The sequence below is a fragment of the Indolivaga capnocytophagoides genome, assembly GCF_036511535.1.
Taxonomy (GTDB): Bacteria; Bacteroidota; Bacteroidia; order Bacteroidales; family Dysgonomonadaceae; genus Dysgonomonas_A; species Dysgonomonas_A capnocytophagoides.
The window spans coordinates 3,914,178-3,927,132 of sequence record NZ_AP028867.1 but is presented as its reverse complement, the minus strand read 5'-3'; the positions used below and the strand labels follow the sequence as shown (position 1 = coordinate 3,927,132).

Genomic DNA, 12,955 nt, shown 5'->3' with positions numbered 1-12,955 from the left:
ATAGAAAAGATCAAAAGATATTGATCTTTTCTATTTTATTGCATTAGTATTCCTATATTCCTTTGGTGACAAACTGTATTGTTTTCCAAATTCACGGTAAAAATAGGATTTATTACCAAATCCCGATCGGAACATTATTTCCGTGACTGTCAATTTAGTTGTGATCAGCAATTTAGAGGCATATTCCAAACGGATCGTTCTTACGAATTCACTGGGAGTTTTATCGGTCGACTCTTTAAGCCTTCGATAGAGAGACGCTTTACTTATACCCATAAAATCGGATATAGAATTGGGACTCAATGATTCATCTTCCATATTGCGCTCAATAAAAGAGACTATTTCGTGCAAAAACTGTTCATCCTCAGTATGTAAGACAACCCCATCTTTGACTGTCATAGACGACCGGCTGGAATTAAAATAGTCTTTCAGTATCTGATTTTTACCAATCAGATTTTCAATGGCAACAAGCACATGACGGGGATGAAACGGCTTTGTAATATATAAGTCCGCTCCGTGTTCATAAGCATTGATATGATCTTCAATCGAATTTTTAGCTGATATACTGATTATCGGAATATGCACAGTACGCTGTTCGGCCTTCAATCGGCTCATCAGGCTTATTCCATCAAGTTTAGGCATCAATATATCACTGATGATAATATCCGGGACATTCTGCTCTATTATTTTCAAAGCATCTTCACCGTTTTCAGATTCTGTCACATTATAATAAGGCTTAAGAATATCAGACAACAGCTCCCTGATATTATGTTCGTCTTCAATAATAAGGATTGATATCCCTTTCTTATCCTGTATCTGCATATCCGAATAGGAAATATACTGTATATCATCGCTTTCTTTTATTGTTTCTGTTGATTTTTCGACCTGCATCGACGGTATAGTGATTCTGAATTCGACATATTCAGACAATTGGCTGTTTACGTCGATTGTTCCACCCAGCAATTCGACCAGACTTTTGGTAAGCCCCAGCCCGATGCCGGTACTTGTTGAATTTTCCAATTTCGAATTGTCGAATATTTTAAACTTACTGAATAACTGAGACATTTGCCTATCTGTCAACCCCTTCCCTGTATTCCGGATCGAAAACCCGAAAGCTCCGTCTTCGGCATTCTGCTTCGCCTCTATATGAATATCACCTCCGACGGGAGTATATTTGAATGCGTTGGATATAAGATTAAACAGTATCTTTTCAAGTGAATTACGATCTGTGATTATAGTAGATGTCTCTTTTAGCCCAATTGTAAAATTGATTTTATTCTTTTGTGAAATCTCCGTATAGTTATCGGAAATATAATCGACGAGCATTTTTATATCCACACTTTCGGGGTGGAGAGGAGTATGCCCAGATTCTAATTTGCGAAACTCCATCAATTCGTTGATCAATTTCTGCATACGATCGGCATTATTCTTTATGATCTGGATATAATGCTTGGTAGAATTATCCAATCCCGATTTCTCAAGCAGATATTGAGCAGGTCCGTAAATCAACGTCAACGGAGTAAAAAATTCATGAGCAACATTGGTGAAGAAATTCAAGCGTGATTCGTGGATTTTCTCTTGATGCTGCTTCTCTATATGTTCCAACAATATTTGTTTACTCAGTCTGATTCTGTTTCTGATTACCGACTGTGTTATATATGCAATAATCAGAATTATAATCACATACATAATAAAAGCAGATGTACTTAGCCACCACGGGTACGCCAAATGAAGTTCAATCCGGTAAACAGCACTGCTCCAGACCTTATCTCCGTTTGTACACCTCACTTCGAGCGTATATTTTCCCGGAGGAAGTTTTGCAAATACAATATTCGGATTATTTCCGTTATGCGTCCATTCGTCCGAAGAATTCAACAAACGGTAATCGTACTCGCAATTTTCGTTATTGATAAAATCACGGGCAATAAATGTGAAGACAATTTGAGACTCATCATTCGATAGCTTTAATGTATTATCTTGAATCCGCTCGGCTATATTCTGAAGTGTATTATCTATCCTCAAAGAGCTCAGGTCAAGTTGTGGTTGGAAATTACGAAGGTGGATCTTATCCGGATCGAAATAAGAGAATCCGCTGACTCCTCCGAAATAAAGGATGTTATCATCACCTTTGAAATAAGCTCCATCGGCAAATTCATTATTCTGCAAACCATCGTTTACCGTATAGGTGTTTATAGTATTGTTATTGTTACTATTAATAGACGATATTCCGGCATTGGTACTTATCCATATCGTATGATTTGCATCTTCCAGTACTCCGTGTATGGTATTCGATGGCAGATGTTCGTTATCGGTATATTCTTCGATTTTAGCAGCTCCGTTATCCAGAGTAATACGGTTGAGACCGTAACTTGTACCTACCCACAATTTTTTTTGAGCATCGGTTTGTATCGCTAGTATATCGTTATTGGTAAGTGAAATGTTATAAATATCATCCAGATGTTTAAATATCTCTGTCCGTGTATTAAATTTATAGATACCGCCTCCCCGTGTTCCTATCCAAAGATGTACCTTATCGCTGTCGGGCATCATGGTATAGATGATGTTATTATTTAACGCATTCTGAGTGTTAGCCGATGTAAACTGTTTAACATTTTTAGCAGAGTAAGTTCCGTTTTGGCGGTGGATACCAATCTTTATTAAACCATATCCCGAAGTGCCGAGCCATAAAACGGAATCGTTATCGGTGAAACTGATACTGTAAACAGCTTTGAAATATATCTGATTTATGCCGGTCAGTTTTTCCACCTTTTTTGTTTTACTTCTCAGGATACTGATTCCCTCTCCTTCTCCACCTATGAATATATCTCCTGCACGATTCTTTTTTAGTGCATATACCGAATTAGAGGTCAACCCATTGGAAAGGCTTAGATAGTCAACGATTTCCGACTCGCCTTTTTTTAGAAGTTTCAGACCATCCCCTTTTGTTCCTATCAGGATATCTTTATCGTCAGTTTCACAAAAACTCCTTACCGGATGATTCGTCCTGACACTCTTAAATGGTGAGAAATGTTCATATATCTGATATATACCTTGTCCATCCGTTCCTATCCATAAAATATTCTGACTTCCCATATAAATAGAAAAGACAGAGGTTTTACCAAGCAAATCCTCCATTATCTCAACCTGATTATGTTCTTTGAGATTGTATTTTTGGCATCCTCCCTCATAATAGCTAATATATAGCGAATTGTCACGAAATATAATCTGGGATATATTTTTACCACGATCCACATCTATTGTAGTCGGGAAACTATTATTCCGGTCTATGATTTTTATATAGCCGCCATAATCTAAGATCAATTTATCCTGAGATAGAAAAATATTAGAAATGGGAATTGATTGCTCCATCACTTTTCGATCGAATACAACAGACACATTATCAACACGATCGTCAACTTTCCCTTGATACACTTTTTGAGATTCAGTCAGAAAAAAGATATTATTATCTTTGTCGATAACAAAATCCTTTAACTCACCATTAATACTCGGAATAACTAGTGGTTTGAATTTTTGTGTATTAGCATCAAAATAGAAAAAACCCAATTCGCGGACGTAACAGATTATTTTTTGCCGGATAGTTTTTGCCAGAAGAAACGATTTTTCCTGACTGGGTCTCGTGTAATTCTCTTCGGTAAAAAATGAATCAAACTCCTGTCTCTCCCGATTCCATCGGTTAATACCGTAATCTGTTGCAACCCATATTTGCTCAGTTCCCTCTTCTATGATTTGACGGATTACATTGTTACTGATAGATTTCGAATTGTATTTACTATACCGGTATGTTTTAAACTCACGTCCGTTATAAACGTTCAATCCATCCCAAGTACCGATCCACAATTTAGATTGAGAATCTTCAAAAATACAATTAATGGAATTATTGGATAACCCATCGATATTCGATATCTGCCTATGAACAGTTTGTGCAATAGTTTCGGTTACCATTGCAGAAAGCAACAAGGCAATAAGAATACACATTTTGGGTATGGATACAAGCGAAATCATAGTGCAAAGGTATTATCATTTTATAACAAAAAAATCCTGAAAATATGTTATACGGCATGTGTATACCCTTTTGAAAATATAGTATACCCATCTGTAAACATCTGATTATAGCTTTGTTTCGAACAATACGAAAATGTTAAACCTATAAATTAAGATCCAACATGGATATAGCAAAAAGATTTGAACAAAACCCGCTATTAAAACCTTCAGACCTAAAACCCGGAATAGAAGGAATGGAGATAACCTGTCTGTTGAATCCCGGTGTTTTTCATTACGATGGAAAAACATGGTTATTACTCCGTGTGGCAGAACGCCCGACCCAAAAAGAAGGTATAATAAGTTTTCCTGTTTATAACAAGGAGGGAGGGATAGACGTTCTTTCGTTCGATGAAAACGATCCGAAACTCGATGCTTCAGATCCTCGTGTGATAGGATACAATGGAAAAAACTACTTGACCACTATGTCGTATCTGCGGTTGGTATCGAGCAAAGACGGTATTCATTTTAAAGACGAACCAGCTTATCCTCCTATCTTCGGAGAAGGAGAATTAGAGGCTTTCGGTATTGAAGACTGTCGTGTGGCAACCACCGAAGACGGATTCTTCCTAACATTTACCGAAGTGTCGTCATTGGCTGTCGGTGTAGGGCTTATCCATACTACCAACTGGAAACAATACAAACGTCATGGGATGATATTTCCTCCCCATAATAAAGATTGCGCCTTATTTGAAGAAAAGATAAACGACAAATATTTTGCTCTTCACCGACCAAGCAGTCCCGAACTTGGAGGTAATTACATTTGGGTAGCTCAGTCTCCTGACCGTCTCCATTGGGGAGGACATAAGTGCATCGCTACAACCCGCGAAGGAATGTGGGATTGCGCACGTGTAGGCGCAGGTGCTGCACCTATCAAAACAGAAAAAGGATGGCTCGAAATTTATCACGGAGCAGACTACAACCATCGTTATTGTTTGGGTGCTTTGCTTCTTGATCTGAATGACCCCACCAAAGTATTGGCTCGCAGTGAGCAACCGATAATGGAGCCTATTGCACAGTACGAACAAACCGGATTCTTCGGTAATGTGGTTTTCACTAACGGTCATCTGGTAGATGGGGATACAATAAAAATGTACTATGGAGCTAGTGATGAAGTAATATGTGGTGCTGAATTTTCTATATCGGAAATTTTAAACACATTGACATAAGCAAACAAGCATGAACAAATTAAAAACGGAATATTTATTTTTCAAAGGGCAGGATCTCAATATGAGAACCTTGCTTAAGACAAACCTCATCTATGCGTTGGTTTTACCTGTAGTCGAGATATTTGTCGGCGCATATATCATGCGCAACACCAGCGATCCTATATCGGTAGCCTTCTATCAGTTGTTTATGTATGTTGGTATTATCGCAACATCACTGCTCAATGGATACCTGCTGCGGGTTGTCAATGTAAAATACCTATATGCCGGAGGAATTCTGGTGAGCGGACTGTCGATGTTCGCCATGATGTCTATCAAGTCCCTCGGATTTGTAGAGTTAGGTGTTGCAGGTTTTGTAATGGGAGCTGCCGCAGGTTTCTTCTGGACGAACCGCTATTTGCTGACTTTAAACAACACTACTGATGATAACCGCAATTATTTCTTCGGACTCGAATCATTCTTTTTTTCTATCGCATCTATTACCATACCTCTTGTCATCGGAGCATTTTTAAGCCAGATAGACGGTAAAGAGATTTTCGGTTACCTGATCGATATCAATCTGGCTTACCGGATTGTCACAGGCGGAGTAGGTCTTCTTACGGTTTTGGCCTGTATTATCTTGTGGAAAGGCAGATTTACTAATCCGATAGAGAAAGACTTTCTGTATTTCCGTTTTTGCGGGCTGTGGAATAAGATGCTTTTACTCGCATCGCTCAAGGGAATGGTGCAAGGTTTTTTAGTTACCGCTCCTGCCATTTTGGTGATGATGCTTGTAGGTGATGAAGGAGCACTGGGGTTGATACAGGGCATCAGCGGAGCATTAACCGCTATTGTGGTATATGTTTTAGGACGTATAGCAAAGCCTAAAGACCGTCTAAAAATATTTGTTGCGGGACTGATGATATTCTTTGCAGGAACATTGTTCAATGGAATATTATTTTCGGCTACCGGAGTCATCATCTTTGTCTTGTGCAAAGTAATCTTTCAACCGTTGTTCGATTTAGCTTATTTCCCTATTATGATGCAGACGATAGATGTTGTATCAGGGATAGAGAAACGTAATAAATATGCTTACATACTGAGCCACGAGTTCGGACTATTTTTAGGCCGTGCTTTCGGACTCATCCTGTTTATCACTCTGGCTTATATGGTATCACAGGAATTTGCACTGAAATATGCACTGATCATGGTCGGAACATTGCAGTTAATAGCCTACCCTCTTGCCAATAATATAATCAAACATTCTAATACCGATAAAAGAAATGAATAACCTAACTATTACTCTAACCTCGGCGGCAATACTAGCAATGGTTTCGTGTACTTCTAAGGAAACAGATCTTGGAAAGGAAGTAGCTCAGGTATCAATTGCAAGAGTCGATCTGATGCCCGATATACCGGAAACCTGTCAGATTCTGGATTGGGAAGCCAAAGCGAAATCGTTTGACAGTTTCGTTTTTGACTGGAACAATAAGAGTGCGGCAGGACCATTGATCTGGCTTGATAATGCCCGCCGCAACGTAGACCAGACAACTTTCGGTCTATACACTGCCGTGAAAGACATCCGCCAGGGAAAGAACGTCAACAACGGTGAGTTTCATGAAAGCCTCAACTCTCTGGCTGCGATATTGGGAGCAGGGCTGGTTGGCATCGACAAAACCAATCAAGACGGATACAACTATGTAAAAATGACTCAGAATTATTTCAACAGCGATAACGGATGGAACATAGTGATGAATAATACGAATCCAAATGTTGCCTTATTAGGAGGTGGATACGGAAGAGACTGGTGGTACGATGTATTCCCTAACGCCCTGTACTATGCTGTTTGCGATGTTTTTCCGAATGTAGAAGGCGCAGATGCCATTCAACGCTCCATAGCCGAACAGTTTGTTAAAGCAGACTCGGTTCTGAACGGAAACTATGACTATTCGTATTTCGATTATTCGAAAATGAAAGGAATGGTCAATCACATACCTCTGCAACAGGATGCGGCAGGCGGTCATGCGTATGTACTGTTATGCGCTTATCATAAATTTGGAGATACTCGTTATTTACAGCATGCAAAAAGTGCAACTGAGGCTTTATTAGCTCAAAAAGAAAGTCGTTTCTATGAAATATTATTGCCGCTGGGCGCATATACTGCCGCCTATCTGAATGCAACGGAAGGCACAAATTACAATGTACAGAAATTATTGGACTGGACTTTCGACGGATGTCAGAACGAGAAAGGACGATATGGCTGGGGTATCATTGTCGGAAAATGGGGAGACTATGAAGTAAACGGACTTCAGGGCAGCATCAAAGACATGGGCGGATACGGATTCCTTATGAACAGTATCAAACCGGCATGGCCTTTTGTTCCGATGGTTAAATATCAACCCCAATATGCCAGAGCGATCGGTAAATGGATGCTGAATAACGTCAACGCATGCCGCCTTTACTTTCCCGGAGATATAGACGATAAGCATCAATGGGCTCCCGAATTAAAAAATCTTACAAACAACAACATTTCATACGAAGGATTACGCTACGAAGACGATTACGGAAAACCCGAACTAAAAGGAGTAAATCCAGTGGCCTTGGGAGATGGTCCTAAATGGGCTAAGGGAAATCCTACAGAAAGCATGTTCAGCGTTTACAGTTCTTCTCCGGTGGGAATATTCGGGGCGATGGTACGCAAAACAAATGTAGATGGCATTTTGCAGTTGAACTGTAATGTAACCGATTTTTACGCTTCACGCCAGTATCCGACCTATTTATATTACAACCCTCACAAGGAGAATAAATCGATAAACTACTCTGCATCAGATAAAGTAGACCTTTTCGATATTGTAAGCAAGACCTATGTCGGCAAAAATATATCGGGGGTTGCTAAATTCGATATTCCTGCCGATGCCGCATATGTGATCGTAGAGCTGCCTGCCGGAACAAAACTGGCTGTGAATAACGGAAAAATTGTAGCAGACGGACAATTTACTATAGCTTATAAGTAACAGAAAGTATTTAACGACATATTTTCAGTTTGTAACAAGCTATGTTTATTACACTTACCAAAATAACAAATAGGTCTAAGACCTTAATACTCTAATTAAATAACACTTATATCTATGTTGAAACGTATATTAATCTGCTGTTTTATGCTCACTATGTGCATTCATATATTTGCACAGGACGCTAAAACAATATCCGGTGTAGTTAAAGACGCTGCGACCGGTGAAGCACTGATAGGTGCTATGGTTATGGAACCGGGAACTTCGAACGGGGTCTCCACCGATCTCGATGGTAAATACACTCTGAATGTAAAAGGAAATAAAATTACATGTACCTATGTCGGCTATGTAGAACGGTCTATCGCTGTTGATAAATCGGGAGTACTCGACATCGACCTGAAATCGGACAATGAACTGGACGAAATAGTGGTTGTCGGATATGGAGTGCAAAAGAAAAGCGACCTTACTGGTTCTATTTCATCCATATCTAATAAAGACATCAAGAACTTTGCTGTATCCAATGCGTCGAACCTACTGGTTGGTAAAGCCGCCGGGGTATATGTTGCGGCAAGCTCGGGGCAACCAGGATCTAATGCGGTGGTGCGTGTCAGAGGATTCGGCACTGTCAATGACAACAATCCGTTATATGTGGTTGACGGGCAGTTCTTGGAAAACATCAACACACTGAACCCTTCGGATATAGAACGCATGGAAGTACTGAAAGATGCGTCGGCTACGGCTATTTATGGTTCTCGCGGCTCGAACGGAGTAATACTTATCACCACCAAACAAGGAGTAAAAGGACAGAGAATTGTAACATTAGATGCATACATCGGAATCAAGAATAGCTATAAGGCTTTGAAGATGATGAACAGCGATCAATATTACGACTTCATAAAAACATCTTTTGGAGAAAGTCTCGATCCGAGATTTACCAGCTTGTATAAACAAGGATATAACACCAACTGGTGGGACGAAGTTACTCAAACGGCATTTACTCAAAACTATAATTTAAGTATACGTCAAGGATCGGATAAGTCTCGTTCGTCTTTCAGTCTCGGATATTTAGGAGACGAGGGAACAATCATCACTACCAAGTTCGACCGCCTGTCTCTCCGATTCACACAGGAGTACGATCTTAGCGATCGCCTGACTGTAGGAGCCAATGTTAATCTGGCTAAGATAGAATCGAAAGATATTGACCATCTGCCTTCATTCGATTATATCCAAAAGGCTGATCCGTTCACACCGGTAATCAATCCTTTGGTAGATCCTAATTCAGAGAATTACAAATACAATAAGTATGCCCCTACCGGATGGTCGTTTAACAGCAATCCCGTAGAGTTGATCAAAGCCAGAGACAGGAAATCTGAAAGTCTGAATATCTTAGGAAATGTATATGCCAACGTAAAACTATTGAAAGGCTTATCATATCGTTTCCAATACAGTTTTGAAAGAAATGATACTCAATCGAAAGATTTTCAGCCGACAGTAAATCCTACTTTTGGTGCTGATCATATAGCCAATGCTGTTGGGAAAATAAACAGTGAGGCCAAGCTTGAGAACAAAAACAGAGTTGTATCAAATTCAATCGTAGAAAACCGGTTGAATTACTACTTCTCGTCTGATAAGCACAACTTCGATGTGATGGGAGCATTTACTTATGAGAGAAACAGAGAAAACTATTTCGCAGTCACGAAATCGTCTTCAATCTCTAATGATGAATCATCGCAGGTCATGGACTCTTTTACAAAAGTAAATTCTGGAACCGGAACGAAGATTAATTCATCAATGGCTTCATTTCTGGGACGTGTAAACTACTCGTACGATGACAGATATCTGGCTACTGTTAGTTTTCGTGCCGATGGGTCATCCAAATTTGCGAAAAACAACCGCTGGGGATATTTCCCTTCATTCTCACTAGGATGGAAAGTGTCTAATGAAGAATTCTTCAAGAACCTGAATATAGAAAATACTCTTTCGCAGTTCAAACTGCGTTTAGGTTGGGGACAAAATGGAAACCAACGTATAGACAGGGATGCCATGTATACATTGGTGGGAACCGGAAATGTTGATAAATGGTGGTTCGGGGACGGAGGGTTCAGCCAAGGATATTTACCGACATACACAGGAAACAAAAACCTCAAGTGGGAAACCAGTGAGCAAATCAATGCAGGAGCAGACTTAACTCTTTTCGACAGCAGACTGAGCGTAAGCCTTGATTTCTTTCAGAAAAAAACGAAAGACATGCTCTTACAGCAACCTACACCCGCTTTTGCAGGATTTGCCAATTCGCCTTGGTTCAATGCAGGGGACCTTAAGAATACAGGATTTGAAATTGCTGTCAACTATCGGAACAACATCGGCAAGCTGGAATACAATATCGGAGCAAATGCTTCGACTTATAAAACAGAAGTAACGAAATTGACGACCGAATACCTAACCGGAAGTGCGGGACGAACTCAGGTTGGAGGTCCTATCGGTAGATTCTACGGATACAAGCAAATCGGAATTTTCCAAAATCAGGAAGAAATTAACAACTATAAGAGTAGTTCGGGCGAATTGCTGCAACCGAATGCCAAACCAGGAGATTTCAAATTTGCCAAACTAAACGGAGACGGTGCTATTAACGACAATGACGACCGTACATTTATCGGAGACCCGAACCCCGATCTTATTTATGGATTCAATCTTGGTCTTAATTATAGAAACTTCGATCTGACTATGTTCTTCCAAGGCACCTTAGGCAACGATATCTGGAATGTAAGCAGGGGATCTTTAGCTACTGCAGGACAACAAAACGCATTGGCAGAAGCATATACTAAAGCATGGAGACAAGAAGGAGACAAAGCTCTGTATCCCCGTATGACCAATGCAAGCAAAAACGATAACTTCAGGGCGTCATCGTTCTATGTTGAAGACGGATCTTTCCTGCGGTTACAGAATATTCAACTAGGGTATAACCTGCCTCTCAGCTTATGTTCGAAGACTAGATTATTCTCGAGTTGCCGCATTTATGCCAGCGGACAAAACTTGCTGACATTTACCAAATACTCGGGTCTTGATCCTGAATTGGGCGTAGAAAACCCGTTGGATATGGGAGTAGACAGAACACGCTATCCATCTGCCCGTACAATTACTTTTGGAGTCAATTTACAATTCTAATCTAAACAAACACAATATAATATGAAAAAATTATTAGTTGTAGGCTGCTGCATAACCCTTTTGTTCGGTTCGGGATGTTCGCTCGATGAACCAAACTACGGGAGTGTAGATAATACAAATTTCTATAAACAACAGAGCGATATTGATTATGCTCTCACAGGGGCATACCTACAGTTACGTATGACTTGGAACGAATGGGCTTTGAATCACTATTTCATCGGAGACTGTAATACCGACGATGCTCTGAACGGAGGAAAAGGCGAAACCGACAAGAAAGAATTATTCGACTTATCAACATTCAATGTGTACAGTACCAATAGTTATGTGAGCAAAAGGTGGCAGATTCTGTATGCATTGATCAACCGCTGCAATGATGTGATCTATTATGCACCTGAAGCAACCGGAGACCAAGCAACTCTTAAGCGGTATATGAACGAAGCTAAGGTATTAAGAGCCTTTGGGTATTACACACTAGTGACCTCATTTGGTGATGTACCCTTGTTTACAGCTCCTCTCACTCCGGGGCAAGCATCGGTCACAGCCAGAACAGATAAAGAAGTTGTTTATCAACAGATTATTGCCGATCTTACAGATGCCACTGACCTTCCTGCAAAAGGCGAATATCCTGCCACTGACCAATATAGGGTAACCAGCGGATTGGCAAAGGTATTACTGGGTAAAGTCTACATGTTCAGAGGCGACTTTGTTAATGCAGAGAAATATCTGGGAGAAGTCGTGAGTTCAGGCAAATACAATCTGCTAGCCGACTATGGATTCAACTGGACAAAAGAAAACGAAAACAGTATCGAATCGGTATTCGAAATACCAAATAAAGTTGAGAACAAATCAGTAGAAACCGGGACAAATGTTCCTCACTATTTTACGAGCAGAAGCAACGTGCCTGGTTATCAGGGATATGGATATCATATTCCAAGTCAAGATCTATTTGCAGCCTTCTCACCCGATGATCCGCGCATCACATATGTGTTTACACAAACAGGAGACCGCTATGTGGGAGACGAAAAAGCTCAGGACAACAGTATATCCACCACCGGGTATCAAGATTATAAACTGACTGTTCCGGCAATAGACAAAGTGGGATTCGATGTCTGGATGATCAGTTATAATATCCGACTTATCCGTTATTCCGATGTGCTGCTGCTTTATGCCGAAGCATTGAACGAGAACGGTAAAGGAGGTGAAGCTCTATCTCATCTAAATAAAGTAAGACAACGTGCCCGCATGACGAACCCTAAAGATCCGCGTAGAGATATACAAATGTATATACCCTCGACAAATACGGCGACTTCATTACCCGATATAAAAACTACAGATAAAGTAGAACTGAGAAGCGCAATCTGGCACGAACGCCGTTGCGAACTGGCAATGGAAGGTTGGAGACGCGAAGACCTACTCAGACAAAAACGATTCGGTGAAGTAATGAAAGCTTATGCAGCAAAATACAACACCGACAAAGGAGCCAACTTTAATGATAACAAAGATTATTTATTGCCAATTCCTTTGAGTGAAATAGATAAAACAAATGGCCTTCTGACTCAGAACCCGAGTTATTAAGGT

At 40.2% G+C, this 12,955-nt stretch carries 6 protein-coding genes; 5 read left to right on the top strand and 1 reads right to left on the bottom strand.

The features are described from left to right. Nucleotides 1–30 precede the first annotated feature (30 nt). Entirely contained in the window at nucleotides 31–4,020 is a 3,990-nt protein-coding gene (locus AABJ51_RS15775; protein WP_338373336.1) for a two-component regulator propeller domain-containing protein, read from the bottom strand. Between the two features lie 161 nt (nucleotides 4,021–4,181). Here AABJ51_RS15775 and AABJ51_RS15770 point away from each other — a divergent pair, with 161 nt between their 5' ends. The 5 genes from AABJ51_RS15770 to AABJ51_RS15750 all read left to right on the top strand — a co-directional run bounded on the left by AABJ51_RS15770 (nucleotide 4,182) and on the right by AABJ51_RS15750 (nucleotide 12,952). Continuing rightward, nucleotides 4,182–5,225 carry a glycoside hydrolase family 130 protein gene (locus AABJ51_RS15770; RefSeq protein ID WP_338373335.1) on the top strand — a complete coding sequence of 348 codons (1,044 nt, stop codon included), beginning with the start codon at nucleotides 4,182–4,184 and terminating at the stop codon, nucleotides 5,223–5,225. A 10-nt stretch (nucleotides 5,226–5,235) separates the two neighbouring features. Further along, on the top strand, nucleotides 5,236–6,492 hold the full coding sequence (locus AABJ51_RS15765) for an MFS transporter (RefSeq protein WP_338373334.1): 1,257 nt from the start codon (nucleotides 5,236–5,238) through the stop codon (nucleotides 6,490–6,492). A 37-nt stretch (nucleotides 6,493–6,529) separates the two neighbouring features. After that, on the top strand, nucleotides 6,530–8,215 hold the full coding sequence (locus AABJ51_RS15760) for a hypothetical protein (RefSeq protein WP_434781403.1): 1,686 nt from the start codon (nucleotides 6,530–6,532) through the stop codon (nucleotides 8,213–8,215). Nucleotides 8,216–8,329: 114 nt separating this feature from the next. Continuing rightward, entirely contained in the window at nucleotides 8,330–11,377 is a 3,048-nt protein-coding gene (locus tag AABJ51_RS15755) for a SusC/RagA family TonB-linked outer membrane protein (RefSeq protein ID WP_338373332.1), read from the top strand. A gap of 21 nt (nucleotides 11,378–11,398) precedes the next feature. Continuing rightward, nucleotides 11,399–12,952, top strand: coding sequence for a RagB/SusD family nutrient uptake outer membrane protein (locus tag AABJ51_RS15750; RefSeq protein WP_338373331.1), 1,554 nt, complete (start codon nucleotides 11,399–11,401; stop codon nucleotides 12,950–12,952). Nucleotides 12,953–12,955: the final 3 nt, after the last annotated feature.